Origin of the sequence: Sphingomonas alpina (genome assembly GCF_014490665.1) — a bacterium.
Classification (GTDB): Bacteria; Pseudomonadota; Alphaproteobacteria; order Sphingomonadales; family Sphingomonadaceae; genus Sphingomonas; species Sphingomonas alpina.
In genome coordinates this window covers 2,454,065-2,479,353 of sequence record NZ_CP061038.1, presented here as the reverse complement: position 1 = coordinate 2,479,353, position 25,289 = coordinate 2,454,065, and the positions used below count along the sequence as shown (strand labels likewise).

The 25,289-nt window shown below is 63.8% G+C and carries 29 protein-coding genes; 16 read left to right on the top strand and 13 right to left on the bottom strand.

From position 1 onward, the window contains the following. Positions 1-10 precede the first annotated feature (10 nt). Together H3Z74_RS11430 and H3Z74_RS11425 are read right to left on the bottom strand one after the other, a co-directional pair. Positions 11-799 carry an arginyltransferase gene (locus H3Z74_RS11430; protein ID WP_187763990.1) on the bottom strand — a complete coding sequence of 263 codons (789 nt, stop codon included), beginning with the start codon at positions 797-799 and terminating at the stop codon, positions 11-13. Positions 800-1,092: 293 nt separating this feature from the next. Next, a complete protein-coding gene (locus H3Z74_RS11425) occupies positions 1,093-2,346 on the bottom strand; it encodes a threonine ammonia-lyase (protein ID WP_187763989.1) in 1,254 nt (417 codons plus the stop codon). Positions 2,347-2,403: 57 nt separating this feature from the next. Here H3Z74_RS11425 and H3Z74_RS11420 point away from each other — a divergent pair, with 57 nt between their 5' ends. Both H3Z74_RS11420 and H3Z74_RS11415 read left to right on the top strand, forming a co-directional pair. After that, positions 2,404-3,270, top strand: a complete 867-nt coding sequence (locus H3Z74_RS11420) for an NAD(P)-dependent oxidoreductase (RefSeq protein ID WP_187763988.1) — start codon at positions 2,404-2,406, stop codon at positions 3,268-3,270. 23 nt (positions 3,271-3,293) lie between these two features. Next, positions 3,294-4,916 (top strand): amidohydrolase, encoded by a 1,623-nt coding sequence (locus H3Z74_RS11415; RefSeq protein ID WP_229727032.1) that lies wholly within the window; start codon positions 3,294-3,296, stop codon positions 4,914-4,916. A gap of 99 nt (positions 4,917-5,015) precedes the next feature. Here the strand turns inward: H3Z74_RS11415 and ctrA are convergent, their stop codons facing one another. Both ctrA and H3Z74_RS11405 read right to left on the bottom strand, forming a co-directional pair. Further along, a complete protein-coding gene (ctrA, locus tag H3Z74_RS11410) occupies positions 5,016-5,723 on the bottom strand; it encodes a response regulator transcription factor CtrA (protein WP_187763987.1) in 708 nt (235 codons plus the stop codon). A 142-nt stretch (positions 5,724-5,865) separates the two neighbouring features. Next, complete coding sequence (locus tag H3Z74_RS11405; RefSeq protein ID WP_187763986.1) at positions 5,866-6,774, bottom strand: LysR family transcriptional regulator; 909 nt, start codon at positions 6,772-6,774, stop codon at positions 5,866-5,868. Between the two features lie 121 nt (positions 6,775-6,895). Between H3Z74_RS11405 and H3Z74_RS11400 the strand changes: the two genes are divergently transcribed. Beyond that, entirely contained in the window at positions 6,896-7,624 is a 729-nt protein-coding gene (locus tag H3Z74_RS11400) for a pirin family protein (protein WP_187763985.1), read from the top strand. Between the two features lie 142 nt (positions 7,625-7,766). Beyond that, positions 7,767-8,369 (top strand): NAD(P)H:quinone oxidoreductase, encoded by a 603-nt coding sequence (gene wrbA, locus H3Z74_RS11395; RefSeq protein ID WP_187763984.1) that lies wholly within the window; start codon positions 7,767-7,769, stop codon positions 8,367-8,369. 60 nt (positions 8,370-8,429) lie between these two features. Here wrbA and H3Z74_RS11390 read toward each other — a convergent pair whose 3' ends face one another. After that, the gene (locus H3Z74_RS11390; RefSeq protein ID WP_229727031.1) at positions 8,430-9,215 is read right to left on the bottom strand and encodes a M15 family metallopeptidase; all 786 of its coding nucleotides are present in this window, start codon (positions 9,213-9,215) and stop codon (positions 8,430-8,432) included. Positions 9,216-9,273: 58 nt separating this feature from the next. Here H3Z74_RS11390 and H3Z74_RS11385 point away from each other — a divergent pair, with 58 nt between their 5' ends. Further along, positions 9,274-9,921, top strand: coding sequence for an RluA family pseudouridine synthase (locus H3Z74_RS11385; RefSeq protein WP_187763982.1), 648 nt, complete (start codon positions 9,274-9,276; stop codon positions 9,919-9,921). Between the two features lie 163 nt (positions 9,922-10,084). Here H3Z74_RS11385 and H3Z74_RS11380 read toward each other — a convergent pair whose 3' ends face one another. The 3 genes from H3Z74_RS11380 to arfB all read right to left on the bottom strand — a co-directional run bounded on the left by H3Z74_RS11380 (position 10,085) and on the right by arfB (position 11,600). Then, positions 10,085-10,681 carry a hypothetical protein gene (locus tag H3Z74_RS11380; RefSeq protein ID WP_187763981.1) on the bottom strand — a complete coding sequence of 199 codons (597 nt, stop codon included), beginning with the start codon at positions 10,679-10,681 and terminating at the stop codon, positions 10,085-10,087. Positions 10,682-10,831: 150 nt separating this feature from the next. Beyond that, complete coding sequence (locus H3Z74_RS11375; protein WP_187763980.1) at positions 10,832-11,155, bottom strand: 1-deoxy-D-xylulose-5-phosphate synthase; 324 nt, start codon at positions 11,153-11,155, stop codon at positions 10,832-10,834. A 22-nt stretch (positions 11,156-11,177) separates the two neighbouring features. Then, a complete protein-coding gene (arfB, locus tag H3Z74_RS11370) occupies positions 11,178-11,600 on the bottom strand; it encodes an alternative ribosome rescue aminoacyl-tRNA hydrolase ArfB (RefSeq protein WP_187763979.1) in 423 nt (140 codons plus the stop codon). 65 nt (positions 11,601-11,665) lie between these two features. On the opposite strand from arfB, the gene H3Z74_RS11365 reads away from it, so the two are divergent. Continuing rightward, the gene (locus tag H3Z74_RS11365; RefSeq protein WP_187763978.1) at positions 11,666-12,409 is read left to right on the top strand and encodes a hypothetical protein; all 744 of its coding nucleotides are present in this window, start codon (positions 11,666-11,668) and stop codon (positions 12,407-12,409) included. 228 nt (positions 12,410-12,637) lie between these two features. On the opposite strand, the gene H3Z74_RS11360 is transcribed toward H3Z74_RS11365, so the two are convergent. After that, a complete protein-coding gene (locus H3Z74_RS11360; RefSeq protein ID WP_187763977.1) occupies positions 12,638-13,114 on the bottom strand; it encodes an NUDIX hydrolase in 477 nt (158 codons plus the stop codon). 170 nt (positions 13,115-13,284) lie between these two features. Here H3Z74_RS11360 and H3Z74_RS11355 point away from each other — a divergent pair, with 170 nt between their 5' ends. The 3 genes from H3Z74_RS11355 to H3Z74_RS24625 all read left to right on the top strand — a co-directional run bounded on the left by H3Z74_RS11355 (position 13,285) and on the right by H3Z74_RS24625 (position 15,316). Continuing rightward, complete coding sequence (locus H3Z74_RS11355; protein ID WP_187763976.1) at positions 13,285-13,509, top strand: hypothetical protein; 225 nt, start codon at positions 13,285-13,287, stop codon at positions 13,507-13,509. A 167-nt stretch (positions 13,510-13,676) separates the two neighbouring features. Further along, positions 13,677-14,162, top strand: coding sequence for a GAF domain-containing protein (locus tag H3Z74_RS11350; protein WP_187763975.1), 486 nt, complete (start codon positions 13,677-13,679; stop codon positions 14,160-14,162). A gap of 113 nt (positions 14,163-14,275) precedes the next feature. Beyond that, positions 14,276-15,316 carry an RcnB family protein gene (locus H3Z74_RS24625; RefSeq protein ID WP_187763974.1) on the top strand — a complete coding sequence of 347 codons (1,041 nt, stop codon included), beginning with the start codon at positions 14,276-14,278 and terminating at the stop codon, positions 15,314-15,316. Positions 15,317-15,930: 614 nt separating this feature from the next. Here H3Z74_RS24625 and H3Z74_RS11340 read toward each other — a convergent pair. Both H3Z74_RS11340 and H3Z74_RS11335 read right to left on the bottom strand, forming a co-directional pair. Next, complete coding sequence (locus tag H3Z74_RS11340; RefSeq protein WP_187763973.1) at positions 15,931-17,226, bottom strand: M28 family peptidase; 1,296 nt, start codon at positions 17,224-17,226, stop codon at positions 15,931-15,933. A gap of 183 nt (positions 17,227-17,409) precedes the next feature. Continuing rightward, positions 17,410-17,865: a universal stress protein gene (locus H3Z74_RS11335; protein ID WP_187763972.1), complete on the bottom strand. Its 456-nt coding sequence runs from the start codon at positions 17,863-17,865 to the stop codon at positions 17,410-17,412. Positions 17,866-18,057: 192 nt separating this feature from the next. Between H3Z74_RS11335 and H3Z74_RS11330 the strand changes: the two genes are divergently transcribed. Genes H3Z74_RS11330 through H3Z74_RS11310 form a run of 5 tightly spaced genes read left to right on the top strand, consistent with a single transcriptional unit; the run spans position 18,058 to position 22,699 of the window. After that, positions 18,058-19,371, top strand: coding sequence for a pyruvate dehydrogenase complex dihydrolipoamide acetyltransferase (locus H3Z74_RS11330; protein ID WP_187763971.1), 1,314 nt, complete (start codon positions 18,058-18,060; stop codon positions 19,369-19,371). Positions 19,372-19,375: 4 nt separating this feature from the next. Continuing rightward, on the top strand, positions 19,376-19,597 hold the full coding sequence (locus H3Z74_RS11325) for a hypothetical protein (RefSeq protein ID WP_187763970.1): 222 nt from the start codon (positions 19,376-19,378) through the stop codon (positions 19,595-19,597). Beyond that, positions 19,590-19,970, top strand: a complete 381-nt coding sequence (locus tag H3Z74_RS11320; protein ID WP_187763969.1) for an acyl-CoA thioesterase — start codon at positions 19,590-19,592, stop codon at positions 19,968-19,970. The genes H3Z74_RS11325 and H3Z74_RS11320 overlap by 8 nt, the downstream gene beginning before the upstream one ends. 10 nt (positions 19,971-19,980) lie before the next feature. Beyond that, entirely contained in the window at positions 19,981-21,375 is a 1,395-nt protein-coding gene (lpdA, locus tag H3Z74_RS11315; RefSeq protein ID WP_187763968.1) for a dihydrolipoyl dehydrogenase, read from the top strand. A gap of 58 nt (positions 21,376-21,433) precedes the next feature. Beyond that, positions 21,434-22,699, top strand: coding sequence for a Xaa-Pro dipeptidase (locus tag H3Z74_RS11310; protein ID WP_187763967.1), 1,266 nt, complete (start codon positions 21,434-21,436; stop codon positions 22,697-22,699). Here H3Z74_RS11310 and H3Z74_RS11305 read toward each other — a convergent pair. Then, positions 22,692-23,156 (bottom strand): GFA family protein, encoded by a 465-nt coding sequence (locus H3Z74_RS11305; protein ID WP_187763966.1) that lies wholly within the window; start codon positions 23,154-23,156, stop codon positions 22,692-22,694. The genes H3Z74_RS11310 and H3Z74_RS11305 overlap by 8 nt on opposite strands. Positions 23,157-23,231: 75 nt before the next feature. Here H3Z74_RS11305 and H3Z74_RS11300 point away from each other — a divergent pair, with 75 nt between their 5' ends. Then, positions 23,232-23,681: an MAPEG family protein gene (locus H3Z74_RS11300; protein WP_187763965.1), complete on the top strand. Its 450-nt coding sequence runs from the start codon at positions 23,232-23,234 to the stop codon at positions 23,679-23,681. Between the two features lie 62 nt (positions 23,682-23,743). Next, on the top strand, positions 23,744-24,763 hold the full coding sequence (locus tag H3Z74_RS11295; protein ID WP_187763964.1) for an alpha/beta fold hydrolase: 1,020 nt from the start codon (positions 23,744-23,746) through the stop codon (positions 24,761-24,763). Here H3Z74_RS11295 and H3Z74_RS11290 read toward each other — a convergent pair. After that, entirely contained in the window at positions 24,741-25,244 is a 504-nt protein-coding gene (locus tag H3Z74_RS11290; RefSeq protein WP_187763963.1) for a bactofilin family protein, read from the bottom strand. The two genes, H3Z74_RS11295 and H3Z74_RS11290, sit on opposite strands and share 23 nt — an antisense overlap. Between the last annotated feature and the right edge of the window lie 45 nt (positions 25,245-25,289).

Here is a 25,289-nt window from a genome sequence, read left to right as displayed (position 1 = left end):
GCCGGTGGTGTCAGGCGAGTTCGCCCTCAAGCGCAGCCTGGGTCGTTGCCGACACGGCGACAGGCTCGTCGACCAGCAAATGCCAGCCCGACGGCCCGAGCACCTCGAGCGGACGATAGCGCGTCTTATATTCCATCCGCGCCGATCCCTTCACCCAATAGCCCAGATAGACATAGGGCAGGCCGGCCGAGCGAGCGCGCAGGATGTGATCCATGATGATGAAATTGCCGAGCCCGGGACGGTCGGCGGCATCGGCGTCGAAGAAGCTGTAGATCATCGACAGCCCGTCGGCCTGCTGGTCAGTCAGGCAGGCGCCGATCAGCCGGCCCTGACGGCCGTTCTGCGCGGGCTCGCGATATTCGATGATGAAGCTGTTGACCGGCGAATGTTCGACCATGTCGGCATAATCGCCCTCATCCATGCCGGCCATGCCGCCACCGGGATGGCGCGACGCGAGATAGCGGCGCAGCAGCTGGAATTGTTCGTCGGTTGCCCAGGGACGGCATGCAGTGACGTCGAGATCGGCGTTGCGCTTGATCAGCTTGCGCTGGGTCGCATTGGGTTCGAATTCATGCGCCACGACACGGACCGAGACGCAGGCGGTGCAGCTGGCGCAGCTGGGGCGATAGGCGACCGACTGGCTGCGCCGGAAACCGATCCGGCCAAGCGCATCGTTCAGCTCACCGGCATGCGGGCCGTTCAGTTCGGTAAAGACCTTCCGCTCCTGGCGGCCGGGCAAATAGGGGCATGGTGACGGGCTGGTCACGAAAAAGCGTGGAAAACGAAATGGTGCAGTCACCGCCCGAAAGCCCTTTTTGCGCCGGCGCGAAGGCCCGGCTCAGGGGTGTTATGAATCGTGCTGATCGTGATGAAAAGCGGCTTTACCATGAATGAAGGTTAACGCAGTGCTTTTCGCTTAGAAAGGGCTGGTTTGCACAGTCTCGTACGCTGGCGAAACAATTTAGCGCATCGCTCTGCGATGCGGAAGTTGTCGGCATGCGGCTGGGCGCACGCCAGATTCGATTCACCGATTATCTTCACCAAATAACGCCGGCGACGCGGCGGTCGCCCGCCTGAGAAAGTTCGGTCGGATCAGGCGAGTTCGACCGGGCTCGCTTCATATCCCGCTTCGGTCAGAGCGACCATCAGCCGATCGAGATGTGCACGGTCGCGCGTTTCGCACTCGATATCGGTGATCAGGCCCTTGGCCGGCAGGGTCGTGAAGACGCGCTGGTGGTAGATTTCGATGATATTGACGCGCTGCTGGTCGAAGATCCGCGCGACGTTGAACAGAGCGCCAGGCTGATCCTGCAGGCGGATCCGCAACCGGGCGAGCCGGCCCGAGCGGGCCAGGTCGCGCAGCAGGACATTGGCAAGCAGCCGCGTGTCGATATTACCGCCGCACAGGATGATGCCGACAGTCTTGCCCCTGAAGCGCTCGGGATGCTGAAGCAGCGCGGCAAGGCCCGCGGCGCCCGCACCCTCGACCACCGTCTTCTCGATCTGGAGCAGCAGGCTGACCGCTTCCTCCAAGCTTCGCTCGCTCACCAGCACGATATCATCGACCAGCTGCCGGACCATCCCGCTGGTGATGACGCCGGGCTCCTTGACCGCGATGCCCTCGGCCAGCGTGTCGCCAGCGCAGGGCATATTGGTGCCGTTGATGCGGTTGTACATCGACGGAAAGAGTTCGGCCTCGACCCCGATCACTTCGATCGGGCGCCCGCCCGCCTTCTCGCTCACGGCGCGCGCTACGACCGCCATGCCGGAGATCAACCCGCCGCCGCCGATCGGTGTAATGAGCGTGTCGATCTCCGGCACGTCTTCGAGCATCTCGATCGCGACCGTGCCTTGTCCCGCGATGACGCGGACATCATCGAACGGGTGGACGAAGGTATAGCCGCGCTCTCCTTCCAGTTCGCGGGCATGGGCATAGGCCGCATCGAAGGTTTCGCCGTACAGCACGACATTGGCGTGGTGCCCCTCGGTCTGTGTAACCTTCACCGTCGGGGTGTTGGTCGGCATCACGATCGTCGCGGGGATGCCGAGGCGATGCGCATGATAGGCCAGCCCCTGGGCATGATTGCCGGCCGATGCCGCGATCACGCCCTTGGTCTCGGAATCGAGCTGCATCAGCGTGTTGAGCGCGCCACGCTCCTTATAGGCCGCGGTGAACTGGAGGTTCTCGAACTTGAGATAGACCGTGGCACCAGTCAGCTGCGACAGCGTCTTGCTGACGAAGGTCGGCGTCCGCACGATCGAACTGGCAATACGAATATGCGCGGCGCGTACGTCGTCGATAGTGACGGGGAGCTGTTCAGCGGCGGGCAGGGGATCGGTAGCCATAAGTGATCGCGCCTAGACCATCTGGCGCAGCGGGGGAACACGGCTTATGCGCTGCGCATGGCTGAAATCGCATTCATCGGAACCGGCGTCATGGGCGCGCCGATGGCGGGGCACCTTGTCACCGCCGGGCACAACGTCACCGTCTATAATCGCTCACCCGAAAAGGCAGCGGCATGGACGGCACGCCATGGCGGGCGATCCGCCGCGACCGCGCTCGAAGCGATTGCCGGCGCCGAGGTGCTGGTTACCTGTGTCGGCAACGACGCCGATCTCGACGCGCTGCTGCTGCAGAGCCCCGAAGCGATGGAGCAGCTGCGCGGCGGGCTGATCATCGATCACACCACGGTATCGGCGCGTATCTCACGCAATATCTGCGATGCCGCTGCGGCGTTCGAGATCGAGTTCGTCGACGCGCCGGTGTCGGGCGGTCAGGCTGGTGCCGAAAAGGGCGCCTTGTCGATCATGTGTGGCGCGCGTTCGCCGCAGGTCTTTGCCCGTGCCGAGGTGATCGTTGCGGCCTATGCCGCGCGGACGATCCATGTCGGCGGTCCGGGCGCCGGGCAGCAGACCAAGATGGTGAACCAGATCGCCATCGCCGGCGTGCTGCAGGGCCTGTCCGAGGCATTGCGCTTCGCTCAGGCGAGCGACCTCGACACCGCCAAAGTGTTCGAGGCGATTTCCGGCGGCGCGGCGCAGAGCTGGCAGATGGTCAATCGCTGGCAATCGATGAGCGAGGATCGCTTCGATTTCGGCTTTGCGGTCGACTGGATGCGCAAGGATCTGGGCCTCGCGCTCGATGAAGCGAAGCGCAACGGCGCGGTGCTGCCGGTCGCGGCGCTGGTCGATCAATTCTATGCCGAGGTGCAGAAACTGGGCGGCGCGCGCCAGGATACGAGTTCGCTGGTGAGGAGATTGCCGAAGTGAGGTATTTCCCGGCTGCGGCGGGCTTGGCGCTGGCGCTTTCCACTACTCCCGTTCTGGCTGACGCGCTGGTCGATAATGTCAACGGCATGACGATGGACAAGGATGGCAAGGTCATCCAGTTCACCGGCCTGGTGATGACTCCTGACGGCAAGGTGGTGAAGCTGCTCAAGCAGGGTGAGAAGCGCCCCGATAAGCTCGACTGGCGCGCCGATATGAAGGGCAAGGTCATGTTGCCCGGCTTTATCGACGCACATGGCCATGTGATGGACCTTGGCTTCCGAGCGCTCGAGCTCGATCTGTCCGGCACGAAGTCGCTTGAAGAAGCAAAGTCGAAGATCGCCGCCTATGCCGCCGCCAACCCGGACCGTAAATGGATCCTCGGCGGTGGCTGGAACCAGGAGGTCTGGGGACTTGGTCATTTTCCGACCGCAGCCGATCTCGATGCGGTGGTCAGCGACCGTCCGGTCTGGCTGTCGCGCGCCGACGGGCATGCCAGCTGGGGCAACAGCCTGGCGATGAAGGTTGCGGGCGTGACCGCCAAGAGCGTCTCGCCGGCCGGGGGCCGGATCGAAAAGACCGGTGCGCTGCCCAATGGCGTGTTTGTCGATGCGGCGCAGGCTCTGGTCGCCAAGTTGGTGCCACCGCCGCTGCCGCGCGACCGCAACAGCGCGCTGCTCAAGGCGCAGGAAATATTGCTCGGCTTCGGCATTACCGCCACCGCCGACATGGGTACCACGCTCGACGACTGGCTCGCCTATCGTCGCATGGGCGACAAGGGGTCGCTGCGCATCCGCATCATCAGCTACTCGTCAGGCGTCGAACCTGCGATCCAGATCGCCGGCAATGGCCCGACGCCGTGGCTCTACAATGACAAGCTGCGCCTGATTGGGGTGAAACTCTATGCCGATGGCGCGCTCGGCTCGCGTGGCGCGTGGCTCAAGGCGCCTTATGCGGATGCGCCAAAGGAACTCGGCCTCGGCTTCATGTCCGATGATGTGATGCGCAATCTGATGAGCCGTGCCGCGATGGACGGCTTTCAGGTCGCGGTCCATGCGATCGGCGACCGGGCGAATGCCGAAGTGCTCAATGCGATCGATGCGATGGCCGACACCTATAAAGGCGACCGCCGCTGGCGCGTCGAACATGCCCAGATCGTCGATCCGGCCGATCTGCCGCGCTTCGGCAAGAACGGTATCATTGCCTCGATGCAGCCGGTTCACCAGACCAGCGACCGCGGCATGGTCGAGGCGCGGTTGGGTGAGGCCCGCCTGACGGGGGCCTATGCCTGGGCGTCGATGCTTCGCAATGGTGCGGGGCTGGCGTTCGGATCGGACTATCCGGTCGAAAGTCCCGATCCCTTTGCCGGCTGGGCCACTGCCTTCACCCGGATGGACGCGAGCGGCCAGCCCTTTGGCGGTTGGCGTCCCGAAGAGCGGATAAGCCGTGAACAGGCATGGTGGGCTTTCACGGGCGGTGCCGCCTATGCCGGGTATGCAGAGGACAAGTTCGGGCGGCTCGGCGTCGGGCAGCGCGCGGATTTCATCATCGTCGATCGCGATCCTTTGCTCGCATCGCCGACGGACCTGCGTGCGACCAAGGTGCAGGAAACCTGGGTCGGTGGTGAGAAAGTGTGGGAGCGGCGGTAGAGGCGCTGCCCGGCACCCGCGATCGGTGCCGCACGCAAAAGGGCCGCGGCTCCCCCGGAGGCCGCGGCCCTGTCGATCCCCGATAAGGGGGAAGAGTGTTCAGGCGACTTCGGGAACCGGTTCCGCATTCTCGTCCGGCTCGCGCAGCACATAGCCGCGGCCCCAGACGGTCTCGATGTAATTTTCGCCGTCACAGGCCAGGCTGAGCTTCTTGCGCAGCTTGCAGATGAATACGTCGATGATCTTCAGTTCCGGCTCGTCCATTCCGCCATAGAGATGGTTGAGGAACATTTCCTTGGTCAGCGTGGTGCCCTTGCGCAGCGACAGCAGCTCGAGCATCGCATATTCCTTGCCGGTCAGATGGACGCGGCTGCCATCGACTTCGACCGTCTTGGCGTCGAGATTGACGGCAAGCTTGCCGGTGCGGATGACCGACTGGCTATGGCCCTTGGAGCGGCGCACCACGGCATGGATGCGCGCGGTGAGCTCTTCGCGATGGAAGGGCTTGGTGACGTAATCGTCGGCGCCGAAGCCGAAGCTGCGCACCTTGGAATCCATTTCGTTGATGCCCGACAGGATCAGCACCGGGGTCTGCACCCTGGCGACGCGGAGCTTTTTCAGCACGTCGTAACCATGCATGTCAGGCAAATTCAGGTCGAGCAGGATGATGTCGTAATCATACAGCTTGCCCAGATCGAGGCCTTCCTCGCCCAGATCCGTCGTATAGACGTTGAACCCTTCGGTCGTCAGCATGAGCTCGATCGCCTTGGCGGTCGTCGGCTCGTCCTCGATCAGCAACACGCGCATCGGCCGTTCCCCTGTCACTCGCGGCGTTCGATGCCCCCTTCGGCTCGACCCAACCTGCGAACAAACCATTAACCTGATCAGTGATGAAGGTAAAAGGTTAATTTCAAATTAATCGGCCTGACTCCACGAGTCGCGAGGAATCTCAAGTAGCGGATTCGTCGCAGAGGTTGCGGAACCGTTCGCTCAGAAAGGCAATCAGCGCCTCCACGCGGGCCGGGCGCAGGCTGCTCGGCGGGGTCATCAAGTGCAGCGCGATCGGCGGGCCGCGCCAGTCGGTCATGATCGCTTCGAGCGCACCGCTGAGCAGGTCGGGCCCGACGATGAAGTCGGGCAGGGTGCCGATGCCGAGCCCGGCACGGAGCGCCGGGAGCAACGCATCGCCATTATTGGCGCGGAGCGGCCCGGTCGGCCGAACCGCCGCTTCGCCACCGTCGGGCCCGGAAAAGCGCCAGGGTCCGGTGACATTGGTATAGGCGAAGCAGGGATGCTCGCCGAGCTGCGCCGGATGGGTTGGGCGGCCATGTTCGGCGAGATAGGCCGGGGACGCGACGATATGCGTCTTGATCGCGCCAAGACGACGGGCGCGCAGCGAACTGTCGGGCAGGTCGGCGATGCGCAGCGCGATATCGAAGCCTTCGGCGACGATATCGACCTTGGCATCGGAGAGATGCAGGTCGATCTCGATCCCGGGGTGCGCGGCGAGGAACTCGGCGACCGCGGGCGCGACCTTTGCCAGGCCAAGCGTCATCGGCGCGGTCATGCGGACCAGCCCGGTCGGTGCGGTCGCCGCATCGCGCGCCGCCTCTTCCGCCGCGTTGGCCTCGGCCAGGATGCGCGCGGCATGTTCGGCCAGGCCCTTGCCGTTCTCGGTCAGGGTGAGGCGGCGTGAATTGCGGTGGAACAGCGACTGGCCGAGATGCGCTTCCAGCCGGGTGATCGCCTTCGATACCGTCGCCTTGGACACGCCGATCGCATCGGCCGCGCCGCTGAACGATCGGTGATCGACCACGCTGGCGAAGATCGCCCAGGCTTCGAGATCGGGTAGGCGCATAATCAAATCCTTCCGGGGAGGATATATATCGTGAAACGATCAGTTTCCAGCGTTTCCATTTACCGCATGATCGAAAGGCCTATCTTGGCGGCAACAGATGAAACCCAGGAGGAGCTTCGACATGATCGGCACTCAGGAACCAACCAAGGGGCAGATCGACCGGCGTAGTTTCGACAGCCTCGGCCATGCCGACCATGGCTGGCTCAACGCGCGGCATCATTTCTCCTTTGCCGACTATCACGACCCCCGGCGGATGGGCTGGGGTGCGATCCGTGTGTGGAACGATGACGAGATCGCCGCGAACAGTGGTTTTCCGCCGCATCCGCACCGCGACATGGAGATCATTACCTATGTCCGCAGCGGTGCGATCACCCATCAGGATTCGATGGGCAACAAGGGCCGCACCGGCGCGGGCGATGTGCAGGTGATGAGTGCCGGCACCGGTGTACGTCATGCCGAGTATAACCTCGAACCCGAAACCACGACCCTGTTCCAGATCTGGATCGAACCAAGCCGTACCGGCGGCGCGCCAAGCTGGGGTGCCAAGCCTTTTCCCAAAGGCGATCGCAGCGGCAAGTTCGCGGTGCTGGCCAGCGGCTTTGCCGAGGACAAGAACGCGCTCCCGATCCGCGCCGATGCTCGCGTGCTCGGCGCGACGGTGAAGGCCGGCGAGAGCCTGACCCATAATGTGGGCGAGGGGCGCCACGCCTATCTCGTCCCCGCGACCGGCGCGATCGAGATCGACGGCGTGCGCTTCGATGCGCGCGACGGGGCTGCCCTTAGTGGCGGTCAGACGGTCGAGATCAAGGCGATCGAGGATGCCGAGATCGTCCTGGTGGACTCGCAATAACCCCATACTTCCCCGCCCCCTACGGGGAAGTCTTGGGAGGAGTTGATCGCTCCCCCAACGGATCAGCTCCTCTCTTACCCCTCCCGCTTTGACCCCTGATTGCGGGAGGGGGACCCATCACCTCAACCGAAAGGAATGTCCCATGACCAAGGTCCTCGTGCTCTATTACTCATCCTATGGCCATCTCGAGCAGATGGCGGACGCCGTCGCCGATGGCGCGCGCGCCGGCGGTGCCGAGGTGGATATCCGCCGCGTCCCCGAGACTGCCCCGCCCGAAGTCGCTGCCGCCGCGGGCTTCAAGGCCGACATTTCGCATCCGGTGATCGAAGGGATCAGCGCGCTGGCCAATTACGACGCGATCGTGATCGGCGCACCGACCCGCTTCGGGCGGATGCCCAGCCAGATGGCCTCGTTCCTCGACCAGGCCGGCGGGCTGTGGATGAGCGGTGCGCTGCACGGCAAGGTCGGCGGTGCCTTCACCTCGACCGCGACGCAGCATGGCGGACAGGAAACGACCCTGTTCTCGATCATCACCAACCTGTTGCACTTCGGCCTGACCATTGTCGGGCTGGACTATGGCTTCCAGGGCCAGATGGGCGTCGATGAGGTCAAGGGCGGATCGCCTTATGGCGCGACGACGATCGCCGACGGCAATGGCAGCCGCCAGCCGAGCGCGACCGAGCTCGACGGTGCGCGCTATCAGGGCAAGCGGATCGCCGAAACGGCAGCCAAGCTCGCTGCCTGAGCGATCGAACCTTGTTTGAACGGCCGGTCGATCCACATGGATTGGCCGGCCGTTCGCGTTTCAGGGTTTGGTCGGTGAGTTCGGTTTCGGCAGGGGCGCGGGTGCGAAGGGATTGGGCGGCTGGCGCACGATCCGCAGCCAGGAATCTGCCGTGTCCACTACCGCTGGCTTGGCCGGGAAGCTGGTGCGGGCCTGGGCGAAGATCGTGCGCGCCGTCGTGGCGCCGGGCGCCTTTGACGATGTCCCGACCCAGCGCCAATGCCATGGTTCCCAGGTGACCTTTTGTGGATTGCCGATCGGGAAGGATAGTTCGAAACCATATTCACGCGCATGCGCCAGCAACCAGCGGCCGGCTGGGGTCAGCGAGATACAGGCATCGACATCGGGACAGCCGGGTGCGGGGCGCAGGCCGAAATCCACTGCATAGCCGGTCGAATGTTCGCTATATCCCGGCGGCGCCACGACCCGCGCGCGCTCCATTGCGTTGTGATAGGGCTTGTCCGGACCGACCGGGCCGCAGAACACCGCGCGTTGCCGCTCGGTCGAGCGATGGCAGGACACCGCGCGCAGCGTCCCGGCGATTTCCGGCACCTCGCGCGTGGCGCGGATCAGCCGGGTCAGATCCACCGCCGCAGCGCGCTGGATCAGGCATTGGCCGAGCGCGAAGCCCGGCGGCGCCGCGACCAGGTCCGATGCGAGCGCGTCGCCATAGGGTAGATGGCCCAGGACGCGGCCATCGGTGCCTGGCGTGGCAATCTGATCGATGCAGAGCTGTATCGGGGCGGCCAGCGAGAGGGTTGGGATCAGCCCGGCCGCACAGGCGGCAAGGGCGATGAGATTTTTCAACAGGGTTCGCACGGGTGTTTCTCTGGCATGAGCGCGCGCGGAGTGGCAAGAGCGGCCCATGCTTGCAAATCATGTTCTTTTTCTCGACGGCGAAGCGCTGGTCATCGACAAACCCGCCGGGCTCCCCGTCGATCGTCCGCGCGACGGCTCGATCAGCCTCGAAAACCATCTCGATGGTCTGAAATTCGGCTTCAAGCGCTGGCCGGTCGCGGTCCACCGGCTCGACCGCGATACTTCGGGTTGCCTGCTTCTGTCGCGCAACCCGAAGGCGCATGCCCGTTTCCAGCAGGCGTTCGAACAGGGACTGGTCAGGAAACGCTATCTCGCCGTGCTGGAGGGAATACCCGAGGGCGAGAGCGGCATGATCGACCTGGCGCTGGGCAAGACCAGCACTGCAGAAGACGGTTGGCGCATGCGCGGCGATCCCGCCGGCAAGGCAGCACGTACCGGCTGGCGCCTGCTCGAAGTCAGGGATGGCCGCTCGTTCGTCGAATTCACGCCTGAAACCGGCCGTACTCACCAGATCCGCGTCCATGCCGCCGAAGTGCTCGGCGCGCCGGTGGTCGGCGACCCGATCTATGGTAGCGGCGGCAAGCATAGCCTGTTGCACGCCGCATCGCTGACCGTGCCGCGCGAGGGCAAGGATCCGATCATCGCCGAGGCGCCGTTGCCGGCGCGGTTCGTCGAGGCCGGATTCACGCTATAGTGTCCGGGCCGGTTTCGGGCGGTATTGCCCACGACGCCGGCAAATCGCGAAAATGGAGCCAGCTCCCATTCCGGCGCAATTTCGTCGCGTCGATTGATGACCATCGCTCAAGACGACGCGAGATACGGGCTTCCGCAACCTGTCGGCATGCCGTTCCCGGCCGCTATTGGGCGGGAGCGAGCGGGAATATCTCCGGCGGCAGGACGATCATTGCGTTGACGATCGATGAAAGCTGAGCCGGCGTAAGGCTCGCCGCCGTGCCGGAGCCTCCGGGCAGATCGACCGCCATCGTGATGGCATGAGCCAGCCATAGCGCAGACTCGATGTCCGCAAGCAGGTTCCGGTCATGGCCGAGCAGCGCCACCAGAGCAAAATAACTCATCCACAGCCGATCGATGCCGGCGAGATAAGCCGGATCGGTGAAATGGCTGTCGGCCATCCCATGATCGGCAAGCAAGCGCCGTATCTCGGCTTGCAACCTGTCCTGCCAGACGACGGCATCCTTGAACGGCTGGCGATACGAAGCCGCGATTCTCGGGAAGTCGCGGACCGGTCCCGGCAAATGGGCGAAGCCGGCGACGAAGCCGTCATGATAGGGGGGCTGGCCGTCGATGAAGGCGAGAGCGGCGGATTGAGCGGCCGCACGGTCGGTCCGCGCGGCAACCAGCGCGGTGTAGAAGGGGCTGGGTGCAGTGCCGGCATGATAGCCGATAAAGCCGGGGGCCTGCATGTCCCCGCGGCTGGCAGGGGCGTCGGTCATGTCGCGATCCATCGTGTTTCCTGTCGGGGTAGAGGTCGATACCCGGCGCACCCCGTCGGGGAGGCGGCGTGCGCGGTCGGGCTATTCCGAATTTGGCGTTGAAAGCTTAACACTCTCGCATGCGTGGTTTATTTCTGCGCGGAAGGCCGCTCAGTTCCGCGCGACAACCATATTACGGATGTCGCGCCAATATTCATCGGTGACATCGGTATCGATTTCGACCGGCATGGTGCTTTGATCGTACAGGCGATCGCGGCCGTCCTTGCGCGGACCGGAAATCCAGAAATGGCCTCCGGTCGTTTCGTCGAAGTAATTGGCCTTGAACCCCTGGCCGCTCAAGCGGCCGAATCTGCGCCCGGCATAATAGAGCGACAGGCCAGATTTCGAGAAGGTGACGCGGCCGATCCGCGCCGGCCCGTTCAGGCTGTCGCTCTTGTCCTCGATATACATGATGCGCGTCTTGCTGCTGCTCATCGACCGGTTCCCCTCTTTGCGCTCAATCGACCGGCTTGCCGCGCAGGCTCTTCACCGTCGACCGCTTCGCCTTGCCTTCCATCCGCCGCGCCTTGGCCGCCTTGGACGGCCGGGTCGGTCGCCGCTTCTTGGGCACGATCGTCGCCTCGCGGATCAGTTCGAACAGCCGCTCACGCACTTCCTGCCGGTTGAACAATTGCGACCGGGCGCCCTCGCTCTTCAGCACCAGCACGCCGTCGCGAGTCAGCCGGCTTCCCGCCAGAATCTCCAGCCGCGCTTTCACCGCTTCGGGCAAATTGGGCGAATTGCGCACGTCGAAACGCAGCATCACCGCGGAATCTGTGGTGTTGACCGATTGGCCGCCGGGCCCGGACGACCGGGCGAAGGATTCTTCCAGCTCGTCGCTGTCGATGGCGATCGATCGGGTAACGGGGAGCAGGGGCATCGAACCATCTTCTAGCGTAGCGAGGGGCGTTCCATAGCCCGGTTTGGCGGTGTATGTCGCCTTGCATGGCCAAGCCCGTTTCATCGTCGCCCGCGCCCCCGCGCATTGCTCCTTCATCCGGCCCGTCGCCCAAACCGTTGCGCCGCTACACCAGCCTGCCGGTGCTGCTCGACACGCTGCTCAAGCGACGGCTGACCCTGGTCAGCTATTCGGCCTGGAAAGACGCCAATGACCGCCGCTCGATGGAAGTCTATCAGGAGACGATGCATTACGGCTTTGTCGGCGCGATCTGCCTGACCGAGGCGCCCGAGACATTCCATCACTGGCAGGTGTTCGCGGGCGATACATCCGGCGTATGCGTCCAGTTCGACCGCGCCAATTTCGAACAGGTGATCGCCGGCACGCCGCACTGCCTGTTCGCGCCGATGCGCTATGTAAAGATCGACGAAATCGCCAAGATCGATGCGTCGGATATTCACAGCCTGCCGTTCCTGAAACGCCGCGGCTTTATCGATGAGGCCGAACTGCGTGTCGTCGGGCATGCGGTCGAACCGGTCACCGCGCTGCATATCGATATCGGCCCGGCCGTGCTGCGCCAGGTCACCTTCAGCCCGTTCATGCACCCCGAACTGGTCGCCTCCGCCCGCGCGGTAATCCACGGCATTCCGGGCTGGGAAAAGCTGAAGATCATCCAGTCACGACTGACCGACAGCGAGCGCTGGCAGCGCGCGCTGTCGTCATTCCCGCGAAGGCATGGGGTGGTCTATGGCGATGGCTCGTCGCCGGATGGGGGATCGGAACCGGGCTGAGTTTTATGGCGGGCTGACATGGCCCGGCATCCTGGTTTTCGACAATAAGAAAGAGCGAGCCGATATCCGTCGGCAAGCGATGACATGCCCGAGCCGGCGTCATGGTTGAATCGCCGTTGGCGACGATCAGGTCGAGAACTGAAGGGGCGGGAGAGATATGTTACACCAGTAATGTAACATATCTATTCTGCTGTGGTCTGCGACAAATTCAGAAAATATTGTTATATATCAGGTGTTTGGTGTATTTTTATTGAGGTCGGGCCCGGGCGCAGCAGTCACATGCAAGCCGCCTGAGTCCATGAACGCCCCGAGCCTGTGCTGCAGATGCGGTACCGCCCTGGCGTGGGTCACGAAGTCGCGGATCGGCATCATCGTCCAGCGCTGGCCTTCGTCGCCAAAGCGGATCCGCGCAACATCGTCATCGCCGATCGCCATGGCGCAGAAATAGGTATCCAGCCCGCCGGCCCGGCTGTGATGGCGCTCGATCAGCAGGACGTCGCCTGGATCGAGCAACAGTCCGAATTCCTCCTCGACTTCGCGCAGCCCGCATTCGACCGGGCTTTCGCCGTTCTCGCGCCCGCCGCCCGGCAAATCCCACAGTCCCGGAAAAGGGATGCCGGGCTTTTCATCCCTGAGATAGGCAACGGTATCTTTGCCATGGAGAAGCGCGATCTTCGTTCCACTGAAATCGGAACCATCCCACATGAACCTTGCTCCCTTGCCCGGGCCTCACCTGACTAGGCGGGATCGACATTCAGTTTTGTAGAGAATTCATCGCCCGCCCCTGCCGCCACTCCGGGCTTGTTCGATGCCGATCCCCTTCAATCACGGGATCGGCATAATCGAAAGCGATCGCCGCTTTCCAGCCATTGCGGATGTCCGTCATTTACAGCAAGTCGGGGACGTGGGTGGGGCAGGCAGCGGTTCGTGACATCTTTTCAACGTCGGTTACGATTTGCTCTGCCATTCAGTTTGCAAAGTCTCCTGCGCGGATAGCCAAGATCGAGGACCGCTGGACGCTGGAGGTCACCTTCATCCCCGAGCGCGATCTGCAGATTCAGGCGGTCGATATCGAAGATACGCAACTGATCATCGACTGACCGCTCGCCTCCGGTGCGGGGCATGTGCGGCACCGAGCCGCCGCGCAAAGCGGCTCAACGCCATAACCATGGCGCCGGTCCGGAGCGCCTCCCTTGCGACGACAAAGGCTCACCCTCATCTTGCGAAGCGAAACGCTAGCCGACATGAGGCCGGCAAAGGAATTCCCATGTTCGACTTCGCGATCAATGCCGACTCCAAGGCCGATCTCTATCACGACCTGCATGCCGCGCTCGACGCGCTGACCGCGGACGAGCCCGACGCGATCGCCAATATGGCCAACACCGCCGCCCTGATCTGGGAATATCTGCCCGATCTCAACTGGGCCGGCTTCTACCGTGCGGTCGACGACGAACTGGTGCTTGGGCCGTTCCAGGGCAAGGCGGCATGTATCCGCATCGCAATGGGCAAGGGCGTGTGCGGTACGGCGGCAGCGACGCGCGAGACGCAACTGGTCGACGACGTCTTCGCCTTCCCTGGCCATATCGCCTGCGACGCGGCGAGCCGGTCCGAACTGGTCGTGCCGATCGTCCATGAGGGGCGGCTGATCGGGGTGCTTGATCTCGACAGCCCCAGTCCCGCGCGCTTCGATGCTGATGATGCTGCCGGCTGCGAAACGCTGGTCGCACTGATCGCGGCGCGGATCGCGCGCTGACCCGTTCCGGGACATTCTGAATTCTGGTGGAAAACCGCCGGAAATGGTAACTCGATCGTTAAGAATAATCGAGGTCGTGCGGAGGGTGCGGCGTCTTATCGGGAGTGTTTACCATGCGAACCCTCATAATTGCTGCCTTTGCACTGATGCTTGGCTCCACCACGGCGCCTGCCGATGCGCAGCGACTCGGGGGGCAGGGCAACCCGCAGGCGGGTACTTTCCGCCAGATGCCGAATCGGCCGGCGATGCCGCAACAGCCGCGCCCGCAGACCTGGAATGGCGGCGGCCACTCCGCTGGCGGTCAGCGCTGGAATGGCGGCCAACGCTGGAATGGCACCCAGAATCGGAATGGCGGTCAACGCTGGAACACCAATCAGAACTGGAATGGTGGTCAACGCTGGAACGGCAACCAGCGCTGGAATGGTAACCAGCGTTGGAGCGGCGGGCGTTGGGGCGGCCAGGTCAGTGGACGCTGGTACGGCGGATCGCATGCCCCCGGCGGCTGGAAGGCCTATCGCCGCCCGGTGCGTGGCTGGACTCTGCCGCGCTACTGGATCGCACCGACCTTCTTCATCAGCGACTATTCGTCCTACGGCCTGTCGAGCCCGCCGAACGGCTATAACTGGACGCGCTATTATGACGATGCGGTGCTGACGGACAGCCGCGGCCAGGTTTGGGATTCGGTCAGCGGCCTCGACTGGGACCGGTATGACGATGGCTATGATGGCGGTCAGCATGGCTATGACGATGGCTATGATGGCGCGGATGCCGGCTATGTGCAGCAGGATTATTCATCCTCGCGCTACGGCGCGCCCTATGGTCAGCCGGGATATCGCGAACCATCGGTGGTCTATGCCGAGCCGAGCGAAGTCGTTCAGCCGCGCAACTATGCCGGGTCGAGCTATTCCACATCCAGCTATGGCGCTGGCTATGGTCAGGGCGGTTACGCCCAGAGCGGCTATATCAGCGGCGGGTACTGGTATCCGCCGGCCACCACCACGACCGTGACGGTGCAGTCCGCGCCGGTCATCGAAACCACCACGACCACCTATATCGACGAAGTCACCTACACGCCGCGCAAGGTCTACCGCGCAAAGAAGGTGTGGAAGGCGAAGCCGCGCCGTCAGTGCGGGTGCAATTGCGCTTGCCGCTGATCGGCTGAAGCCGTCCCTTCGGGGACAAAGGTGAGCGATTGAGCGCCGTGCGGGAAATCCCCGCGCGGCGCTTTGTCGTTGCGGCCGATTCAATGTCGAGCCTGCCCATGCCAGCGTCGCACCCGACGGCGCTCTGGCCAGTGCTTTCTCAACCGCTCTTTGACATTGTTGACGACAGATGATGCTTGGAGCGGTTTCGAGCTGAGTTGATCCAACACCCCTCGGTTGGCCTGAGCTTGTCGAAGCGTGAACGCCCGCCTTGGCAGGGCCATGAGACTCTAAAGCTAGATGACGTTAGGTAACTCTTCTCGGTCATACCCGCGAAAGCGGGTATCCCGCTGCCTTGCTCCGCACTGAGAAGAAGCGGGATTGCCGCTTTCGCGGGAATGACCGGTGGTTCAAGCAAATATCTTCCCACCCTGGGCGCGCGAGGGCGATCTCACCCCTGTTCCGGCAAGGCTGACCCCTGTTAATTCGCGTCCCACCCCTGTTACTGATAACAGGGGTGGGGTCTCATAAGTTATTGAAAAATGTCGTGAATTTTGAGTGCGAAATCCAACTTAACAGGGGTGGCTTTTTTTATTTGCCAATAACAGCGGAGTTGCCCGGCCTGCTCAGCGTTTTTCGCGCTCGCCGAAAGTCACCAGGCTCTCATCGCCATTGGCGGACAATGCCGAGACGCCGATGAAATTATCGTCGACCGGCACGTCCTTCAACACCGTGTCCGGCTTCGTCACGTCGACCGCATTGGTCCAGTTCTGCGCATCGCTGCGCCGCCAGCGCACACGATAGCTCGCGGCGCCGGGAACGGCGGCCCATTTGACGCTGGTATCGCGCGACAGGGCGCCGGACAGCGCGACGGTCGCCGGTGCGGCCGGGGCGGAGGCGAGGCGGCGGATCGTCGCGACATTGATCGCGGTGACCTTGGCAAGATAGTCGAAGTCCATCCGGTCGGGTGTGTCGCCATAACGCACGCCCTTGTCGGTGCGCAGGTCCTGGTGCTGCGCATCCCAATTCTCGACTGCCGAGGTGAAACGGATCGCGGGGAAGCCGAGCTTCAGGAACGGCTCATGGTCGCCGCCGCGGCCGAACCGGTCGGGGCGGCGGACGACGAACACGTCGAGCCCGGCGGGCAGGGTGGCCGCAACACCGTCGACCGCCTTGGCCAGTGCACGCGACGGGCCGTCATCCTCGCCGCCCGATGCGCGGCGCGCGATCTGCGCGGCGAGGTCTTCCGACGCGCGGACACCCTCGGAAAAGACCCGCACCCGATCGGCGACGCGCACGCCGCCCTGGCCCAGGCTGTTGCCGACGATGTCATTGTTGAGCATCGCACTGACGGTCCATTTCTTCTGCTGCGCGGTCTCGGCGAGCAATTGCCCGCCCCACAGGCCCTGTTCCTCGCCCGACAGCACCGCATAGACGATGGTCGCCTTGAACTTCTGCTTCGACAGCAGCCGCGCCGCTTCCAGCACCAGCGCGGTGCCGGAGCCATTGTCATTGGCGCCGGGCGCGTCGCTTGTCGCATTCATCTCGTTGCTCACGCGGCTGTCGATATGCGCGGCGACGATAACCACGCGGGTCGGCTCCTCGCCCTGCTGGAAGCCGAGCACATCGACGACATTGACGCCGTTGGGTGCGCGGGGGCCGACAAAGGTGCGTGCGATATTGGCGACGGTGATGCAGCCGTCACAGGCATCGGCAATCCGCGTCAGCTCGGCACCCGCCCAGCCGCGCGCCGCATCGATGCCGCGTCCGGGCTTGTCGGGGGTGGAAAGCGTGTGCCGCGTGCCGAAGCCGACCAGCTTTTCGACCGTCGCCTTGAGCCGCGCGGGGTCGGGTGCATCCTGCGCCGTGGCGGGCGTGGCGAGAATCAGGGCGGCGAGGGGGAGGGCAGGGATATAACGCATCCCGGCATGATGGCGGGGCGGGTCAGGCAGGGCAAGCGCCCGGTACTATCCCTTTTCCCGACACTCCTCGCGGGAGCACAAAAGTAAGGGGTAATCGCACTCGATCAATGCCGGTTCCTTAGCCGAGTAGGATAACGCCGACAGGCCCAAAAACGAACGGTCTATGCTGGTGCTCTCGAATTCTCAGCTCAGCCGGTCGATCGCGTCCCTGTCCAGCGATCCCGGAATGATCATCAGCGGGATCGGCAGCGCACCGGCATCGGTCCCGGCAAAATGGCTGACCAGCGGCCCTGGCGCGCCGGTCGCCGCTGCGCCGAGCACCAGCGCCGCAATGTCGGGATTTTCGGCGATCATCTCGCGGATGATCTTCGGACCGTCGCCCTGTTTCAGCGTGATCGATGGGCGCAGGCCCGATTCTTCCATCAACGTGCCGGCCGCGCCTGCGACCAGCGCTTCGGCATGCAGCCGCGCTTCTTCCTCGATCGTCGCCTGGACGCCGCCCCATTGCACGAAATCGACCGTCGGCAGCAGCGTCAGTATCTCCACCCCGCCGCCGGTCTTGACCGCGCGGCGCGCGGCGAAGCGCAATGCGATCACCGCCTCTGGACTTTCGTCGATCACCACCAGATAGACACGCATGCCTTCGCTCCCCTGCACATATAGGTGACGCGACGGTGTCTCCGGCGCAAGGGGCGCGTGTCCGGGGCGATGCCTGTCCGGCCCCCGGATCGGACGACCGGAGCGTTTTTGCGCGCACGCCGGTCTTGACCGGAGCCATGCCGGGGGCGAAGGAAACGGGCCGCTACGGATTCGGTCAGAGGACGCTACCTGATGCCCATCGAGATCAAGATGCCCGCTTTGTCGCCAACGATGGAGGAAGGCACGCTCGCCAAATGGCTGATCAAGGAGGGTGACACGGTCAAATCGGGCGATCTGATGGCGGAGATCGAGACCGACAAGGCGACGATGGAGTTCGAGGCGGTCGACGAAGGCGTGGTTGCGAAGATCCTGGTCGCCGAGGGCACCGACAATGTGAAGGTCGGCACCGTCATCGCGACGCTGACCGCCGAAGGCGAGGAAGCCGGTGCCGAGACACCAGCACCCAAGGCCGAAGCCGCCAAGGTGGAAGCCAAAGCCGAGCCTGAGCCCAAGGCTGAAGCAAAGCCCGCGCCGCAAGCCGCAGCACCGGCTCCTGCACCGGCGCCAGCCAAATCAGAGGGCGACCGGGTCAAGGCGAGCCCGCTCGCGCGCCGCATCGCAGCGGAAAAGGGCATCGAACTCTCGGCGCTCAGCGGATCCGGCCCCAACGGGCGGATCGTCAAGGCCGATCTGGAAGGCGTCAAGCCTGGCGCCACTCCAGCCGCCGGGGCGGATGCGCCCGCGGCTGCTGCGCCGGCTGCCGAAGCGGCGTCTGCACCGGCCGCTGCCGCAGCGAAGCCTGCCGCCATTCCGGACATCCCGCATGAGGCGGTCAAGCTGTCGAACGTGCGCAAGACGATCGCGCGCCGCCTGACCGAATCGAAGCAGACCGTGCCGCATATCTACCTGACGCTCGATATCCGGCTCGACGCGCTGCTCAAGCTGCGCGCCGATCTCAACGCAGCGCTCGAACCACGCGGTGTGAAGCTGTCCGTCAACGACTTGCTGATCAAGGCGCTGGCGGTTTCGCTGATGCGTGTGCCCAAGTGCAATGTGATGTTTACCGGCGACCAGTTGATCACCTTCCAGCGTGCCGACATCTCGGTCGCGGTCAGTGCGCCGTCGGGGCTGATCACGCCGATCATCACCCATGCCGATACCAAGGCGATCTCGGCCATCTCGACCGAGATGAAGGACCTTGCCGGCCGCGCGCGCGAACAGAAGCTCAAGCCCGAGGAATATCAGGGCGGCACCGCGAGCCTGAGCAATATGGGCATGTTCGGCATCAAGCAGTTCGAGGCGGTGATCAACCCGCCCCAGGGCATGATCATGGCGATCGGTGCGGGCGAGAAGCGGCCCTATATCATCGACGACGCACTCGGCGTCGCCACGGTGATGTCGGCGACGGGCAGTTTCGACCATCGTGCGATCGACGGCGCGGACGGCGCCGAACTGATGCAGGCGTTCAAGGCTTTGGTGGAGTCGCCCCTTGCTATGGTTGCTTAAGGGGATGACGCGGACGCTCGTCGAGCTTCTGCATATCGCGGCAGGCGTCGTCGCGACCGCCTTGATTGCGTCGCTCGCGGTATGGGCAGTACCGGCCGCGGGACGGACGATCTGGTGGGTCGCCTATTTCTCGATGCTGGCCGTCGCCTTCATGGGCATCCGCCCGCTGCGAATGGCGTGGAAGGCGGATCGCGCGCGTCGCAACGGCGCGAACCCGAATGAATGATCTCCTGCCTGCGGGCGCACCGGCGATCCGGGCGACCGGCATGGCGGCGGACGCCAACCCCTATGGCAAGATCTTCGTCGGCTGGCTGATGGGCCAGATGGCGCTGGCGGCGGGATCGGTCGCGTCGCGGCATTGCCGGGGCCGTGCGCCGGTGGTGGCGGCGGACGGGTTCAGCTTCACCGCCCCCGTCTCGATCGGCGACGAAGTGTCGTTCTTCGCCGAGATTGTCGCGACCGGTCGGACATCGATGACCGTCGCGGTCGAGGTATGGCGGCGCGACCGGCATGGCGAGGGCAGCGCCCGGGCCGCCAAGGGTAGTTTCACACTGGTTTCGATGGGGGAGGACGATCGGCCTTCCCCGCTGGTTTCATAAGGAAATATGCGTGGCTGATACCTACGACCTGATCATTCTCGGTTCCGGCCCCGGCGGCTATGTCGCGGCGATCCGCGCGGCGCAGCTTGGCCTGAAGACCGCGATCGTCGAACGCGAGCGGCTCGGCGGCATCTGCCTGAACTGGGGCTGCATCCCGACCAAGGCGCTGCTGCGCACTTCGGAAATCTACCATTATATGACTCACGCCGCCGATTACGGGTTGAGCGTGGAGAAGCCCGGTTTCGACCTGACCAAGATCGTCGAGCGCAGCCGCAAGGTTGCCGGTCAGCTCAACATGGGCGTCAAGGGCCTGATGAAGAAGAACAAGGTGACCGTGGTCGAGGGTAATGGCACGCTTACCGGAAAGGGCAAATTGTCGGTCAAGCAGGGCGACAAGGTGACTGAGTTGGAGGCGAAGAACATCATCGTCGCCACCGGCGCGCGTGCGCGCGACCTGCCGTTCGCCAAGGCGGATGGCAAGCGCATCTGGACCTATCGTCACGCAATGGTGCCGGAGGAGATGCCGACCAAGCTGCTGGTCATCGGATCGGGTGCGATCGGCGTTGAATTCGCCAGCTTCTACAATGATATGGGCGCTGATGTGACGATCGTGGAAATGCTTCCGCGGGTCGTGCCGGTCGAGGACGAAGAGGTCAGCGCCTTCATGGAAAAGGCGCTGACCAAGCAGGGCATCAAGATCCTGACCAGTGCGGGGATCGAGAAGCTCGAAACCGGCGCCAAGGGCGTCACCGCCTCGATCAAGGGTAAGGACGGCAAGGTCGAGACGGCCGAGTTCAGCCATGCGATCGTCGCGATCGGCATCGTGCCCAATACCGAGGAGATCGGGCTCGAGGCGCTCGGCGTCGAGACCGACCGCGGCCATATCAAGACCGACGGCTATGGCCGCACCAATGTCGAGGGGCTGTTCGCGATCGGCGATGTGACGGGCCCGCCCTGGCTGGCGCATAAGGCAAGCCATGAGGGCGTGGTCTGCGTCGAGGCGATCGCGGGGCAGAAGCCGCATCCGTTCGAGACCTGGAACATTCCCGGCTGCACATACTCACGCCCGCAGGTTGCGTCGGTCGGCTTTACCGAGGCCAAGGCCAAGGAAGCCGGGTATGAGGTGAAGGTCGGCAAATTCCCCTTCATCGGCAATGGCAAGGCGATCGCGCTGGGCGAAGCGGAAGGGTTCGTGAAGACGGTGTTCGATGCGAAGACCGGTGAGCTGCTGGGCGCGCATATGGTCGGCGCGGAAGTGACCGAGCTGATCCAGGGCTATGTCATCGCGCGCCAGCTCGAGACGACCGAGGCGGAACTGATGGAGACGGTGTTCGCGCATCCGACGATCTCGGAAACGATGCATGAAAGCGTGCTCGGCGCTTATGGACGAACTCTCCACATTTGACTGCTACGCGACGGCGGCACTGTATCGATCGATCATTTAACCTGGGGGCTGAACGACCATGCTGAAATATCTGGGCGCCGCAATGCTGGCGCTGACGTCCGTCTCCGCCGCCGCCGAGACGGTGGTCGTCACCGCCGACAAGATGGTCGATGTCATCACCGGGAAGGTGATCGAGAGCCCGGCGGTGGTGATCGAGAATGGGCGCATCACCAGCATCCTGGATTCGCGTACCGCTGACTGGAACGGCAAGGCCGTGAAGCATATCAACCTCGCCGGGAAGACGATCCTGCCGGGCCTGATCGACATGCACGTCCATCTGACGGCGGTCGCCGAGATCGGTGGTTATCGCGGCCTGCAATATACCGACAGCTTCTGGAGCGCAGTCGGCGTCGCCAATGCGAAGAAGACGCTGGCGGCCGGCTTCACCTCGGTGCGCAATGTCGGTTCGGCCGGATTTCAGGATGTCGGCCTGCGCGAAGCGATTGATGGTGGCTGGGTGCAGGGCCCGCGCATCACCACTGCGGCTTATGCGATCGGCGCGACCGGCGGGCATTGCGACGACAATAGTCTGCCCCCCTCGCTCGACCGGCAGCAGCCCTCGGTGATCAACACGCCGGAAGAAGCGCGCGCGAAGGTGCGCTGGCTGCACAAATATGGCGCGCAGGTGATCAAGATCTGCGCCACCGGCGGGGTCTTCTCGCTCGGTGACAGTGTCGGCGGGCAGCAGCTGACGGTCGAGGAGATGAAGGCGATCGCCGACGAGGCGCATATGCTCCATCTGAAGGTCGCGGCGCATGCGCATGGCGATGAAGGGATCCGTGCCGCGATCCTCGCCGGGATCGACACGATCGAGCATTGCAGCCTGGCGTCGGACGAGACGATCAAGCTTGCCGTGCAGCACCGCACCTGGTTCGACATGGACATCTATAACGACGATTATATCCTCGCGACCGGCACCAGCAACGGCACCGAACAGGAAAGCCTCGACAAGGAAAAGGCGATCGGCCTGAAGCAGCGCCAGACCTTCCAGCGTGCCGTGAAGGCGGGCGTGCCGATGCTGTTCGGTACCGACGCCGGGGTCTATCCGCATGGCGACAATGCGAAGCAGTTCGCCAAGATGGTCGAATGGGGCATGACCCCGATCCAGGCGATCCGCGCGGCCACCTCCGACGCGGCGGTGGCATTGGGCAAGACCGCCGATGTCGGCGCGATCGCGGTCGGACGTTACGGTGATATCGTTGCGGTGGATGGCGATCCGCTGACCGATGTGCGCGTGCTGGAAAAGGTCAGTGCGGTGATCAAGGGCGGCGAACTGGTCAAGTGATGCGGGTCGCCGCGGCATAGTCCGCGACGATCGGCTGATACTGTTCCATCGCCCGGAAGGTTGCAAAGCTGTGCCTGGCCTGGGTCTTTGCCCAGGGCAGCGCCTCGTCGGTATAGGTTTCGACAAAGGGCACAAACCAGCTCGGGTCGTCGAGCATGGTCGCGCGGACATTGACGAAGCCCATATCGGGCTCGATCCGGGTGAAGACCCAGCTCTTGCACCAGTCGCAATGATGGTGCTTCGCCTGATCGCCGTGCAGGCCACCGATCACGGCCTCGCCCCGGGTCACGGCAAAGCCGTCGCCCGGAACGCAGACCGTGGTGGAAAAGGCGCTGCCGGACATCTTCTGGCAGCCGGTGCAGTGACACACAGCGGTGAACAAGGGCGGGCGCGTGATGGTGAAGCGCAGCCGGTCGCAGCGACAGCCACCGATCATCGGCAAGGTCGGGTCGGTCATCATGGCGGATCCTTTCGCGCTGGACAGAGTGCTGGTCGGGCGGAACAATAACCTCGGAACGGGGGAGATGGTGACATGACGACAATCGCAATTCTATGGCCGGTCTTTGCCATGGTCGTGCTGGTGACGATCGTATGGTTCACAATGTTCGTGCAGCGGCTCGGCCATATGAAGCGCAACCCGCCGACCGCGCGCGATTTTGCCGACGGCGAATCCGCGTTGCGCTATTTCCGCCCGGTCGAGATGCCCGCGAACAACTTCGCCAATCTGTTTGAAATGCCGGTGCTGTTCTTCGCGCTGATCCCGCTGCTGATGATCACGCATCATGCGAACCATATCCAGGTCATTCTCGCCTGGATCTATGTCGTGCTGCGCGCGGTCCATAGCTTCATTCATATCGGCCCGAAAAAGATCCAGCCGCGCTTCATGGCCTATCTCTTGTCCTGCGCGGTGCTGATGGCGATGGGGATCGGCTTCTTCATCGACATGCTGAGCGCGGCGAACACGCTGTCGGGTATCGGCTGATACGATCGCGGATGACGGCGCTGTCAGCATGCGGTAAGCAGGCTGGGGGTGGGGGATGAATGATGCGGAACGTGAAGCTGTTATCGGCTGTGGCTGCGGCAATGGCGCTGATCGGCGCGGCCGATGTGCCGCCGATGGCGCGCGATCTGGGCGCCAATCTCGAACGCTTCGATTATCCCTGGCCGGTCCAGACCATGACGGTCGATATCGTCGGCCAGCCGGCCCGGATGGCGTTCATGGATGTGGCGGCCGACCGGCCCAATGGCCGTGCGGTCGTGCTGCTCCATGGCAAGAATTTCTGCGGCGCGACCTGGGAGAGCAGCGTACGGTCGCTGACCCGGGCCGGCTACCGTGTGCTGATCCCCGATCAGATCGGCTTCTGCAAATCCTCCAAGCCGCGCGCTGCCCAATATAGTTTCGCGATGATGGCGACCCTGACGCGCAAGCTGATGGAGTCGCGCGGCATCGCCAGGGCCTCAATCGTCGGCCATTCGATGGGCGGGATGCTCGCGATGCGCTTTGCGATCATGTTCCCCGACAGCGTCGACCGGCTGGTGCTGGTCAACCCGCTTGGCCTGAAGGACAGCAGCGAGGAGGGGCTCGGCTATGCCGATATCGACACCCTATGGGCCGGCGAGAGAAAGGCCGACTTCGCCTCGATCAAGGCCTATCAGTTGACCAATTACTATCACGGCAGCTGGAAGCCGTCCTACGACCGATGGGTGTGGATGCTGGCGGGCATGTATCAGGGGACCGGACGGGATACGGTGGCCCTGGTACAGGCCAAGGCCAGCGAGATGATTTATACCCAGCCCGTCGCACATGAGCTGGAACGGATCACGCCGCCCACGACGCTGATTGTCGGCACGCTCGACCGGACTGCGTTCGGACGACAACGCGCGCCCGCATCGCTGCAGCAATTCATGGAAGCGATCCCGCATGCCGCACCTGCCGCAGCGCGGCGGATGAAGAGCGCCGTATTGGTCCGGCTGGATGGCCTGGGTCATTCGCCCCAGATCGAAGCGCCGGAGCGCTTCGAGCCGGTGCTGCTGAATGCGGTCAGGCCGCTGCCGCGTCGTTAGACTCGACAAAGAGCGTTTCGTCGCTGGGCGCGCCGATCAGCATCGTCGTGGCCGGCGCGGCGCGCTCGAGCGTGCGTACGGCATCGATCGCGACATGCTTCAGCCGGCCATCGATCGATGCGCCATTCTCGATCGAGATCGTTTCATATTCGACGTCGCCGGTGATGCGCGCGGCACGCTCGATGGTCAGCTGACGCACCGATACGGCGCCGTCGATCGCACCGGCCAGCCGAGCAGTTTCGGCTTTGACGAGGCCGACGATGCGGCTCTCGGTTCCCTGGACGAGACTACCGCAATCGACATCGCCTTCGACCCGCCCATCGATGTGCAGGTCGGCCGTCGCCACGATATTGCCGGTGATGATCACATCGGGGCCCAGCACCGAAAACATGCCGCGCTTGGCCCCCGGTACATGCGGTTGCGACCCCGGTGAATTGGTCGCACCACCGGTGTCACGTCCGCGATTATTGCTGTTGAACATCGAATCGAATCCCCGCTCTCGAATCCACGAATCACGCAATTGCCT

Bases quoted from the DNA above. Each gene is read 5' to 3' on its own strand.
- H3Z74_RS11425 (WP_187763989.1), bottom strand. From the start codon at position 2,346: ATGGCTACCGATCCCCTGCCCGCCGCTGAACAGCTCCCCGTCACTATC.
- H3Z74_RS11420 (WP_187763988.1), top strand. From the start codon at position 2,404: ATGGCTGAAATCGCATTCATCGGAACCGGCGTCATGGGCGCGCCGATG.
- ctrA (WP_187763987.1), bottom strand. From the start codon at position 5,723: ATGCGCGTGTTGCTGATCGAGGACGAGCCGACGACCGCCAAGGCGATC.
- H3Z74_RS11405 (WP_187763986.1), bottom strand. From the start codon at position 6,774: ATGCGCCTACCCGATCTCGAAGCCTGGGCGATCTTCGCCAGCGTGGTC.
- H3Z74_RS11400 (WP_187763985.1), top strand. From the start codon at position 6,896: ATGATCGGCACTCAGGAACCAACCAAGGGGCAGATCGACCGGCGTAGT.
- wrbA (WP_187763984.1), top strand. From the start codon at position 7,767: ATGACCAAGGTCCTCGTGCTCTATTACTCATCCTATGGCCATCTCGAG.
- H3Z74_RS11385 (WP_187763982.1), top strand. From the start codon at position 9,274: ATGCTTGCAAATCATGTTCTTTTTCTCGACGGCGAAGCGCTGGTCATC.
- H3Z74_RS11380 (WP_187763981.1), bottom strand. From the start codon at position 10,681: ATGACCGACGCCCCTGCCAGCCGCGGGGACATGCAGGCCCCCGGCTTT.
- H3Z74_RS11375 (WP_187763980.1), bottom strand. From the start codon at position 11,155: ATGAGCAGCAGCAAGACGCGCATCATGTATATCGAGGACAAGAGCGAC.
- arfB (WP_187763979.1), bottom strand. From the start codon at position 11,600: ATGCCCCTGCTCCCCGTTACCCGATCGATCGCCATCGACAGCGACGAG.
- H3Z74_RS11365 (WP_187763978.1), top strand. From the start codon at position 11,666: ATGGCCAAGCCCGTTTCATCGTCGCCCGCGCCCCCGCGCATTGCTCCT.
- H3Z74_RS11360 (WP_187763977.1), bottom strand. From the start codon at position 13,114: ATGTGGGATGGTTCCGATTTCAGTGGAACGAAGATCGCGCTTCTCCAT.
- H3Z74_RS11355 (WP_187763976.1), top strand. From the start codon at position 13,285: ATGTCCGTCATTTACAGCAAGTCGGGGACGTGGGTGGGGCAGGCAGCG.
- H3Z74_RS11350 (WP_187763975.1), top strand. From the start codon at position 13,677: ATGTTCGACTTCGCGATCAATGCCGACTCCAAGGCCGATCTCTATCAC.
- H3Z74_RS24625 (WP_187763974.1), top strand. From the start codon at position 14,276: ATGCGAACCCTCATAATTGCTGCCTTTGCACTGATGCTTGGCTCCACC.
- H3Z74_RS11340 (WP_187763973.1), bottom strand. From the start codon at position 17,226: ATGCGTTATATCCCTGCCCTCCCCCTCGCCGCCCTGATTCTCGCCACG.
- H3Z74_RS11335 (WP_187763972.1), bottom strand. From the start codon at position 17,865: ATGCGTGTCTATCTGGTGGTGATCGACGAAAGTCCAGAGGCGGTGATC.
- H3Z74_RS11330 (WP_187763971.1), top strand. From the start codon at position 18,058: ATGCCCATCGAGATCAAGATGCCCGCTTTGTCGCCAACGATGGAGGAA.
- H3Z74_RS11325 (WP_187763970.1), top strand. From the start codon at position 19,376: ATGACGCGGACGCTCGTCGAGCTTCTGCATATCGCGGCAGGCGTCGTC.
- H3Z74_RS11320 (WP_187763969.1), top strand. From the start codon at position 19,590: ATGAATGATCTCCTGCCTGCGGGCGCACCGGCGATCCGGGCGACCGGC.
- H3Z74_RS11310 (WP_187763967.1), top strand. From the start codon at position 21,434: ATGCTGAAATATCTGGGCGCCGCAATGCTGGCGCTGACGTCCGTCTCC.
- H3Z74_RS11305 (WP_187763966.1), bottom strand. From the start codon at position 23,156: ATGACCGACCCGACCTTGCCGATGATCGGTGGCTGTCGCTGCGACCGG.
- H3Z74_RS11300 (WP_187763965.1), top strand. From the start codon at position 23,232: ATGACGACAATCGCAATTCTATGGCCGGTCTTTGCCATGGTCGTGCTG.
- H3Z74_RS11295 (WP_187763964.1), top strand. From the start codon at position 23,744: ATGCGGAACGTGAAGCTGTTATCGGCTGTGGCTGCGGCAATGGCGCTG.
- H3Z74_RS11290 (WP_187763963.1), bottom strand. From the start codon at position 25,244: ATGTTCAACAGCAATAATCGCGGACGTGACACCGGTGGTGCGACCAAT.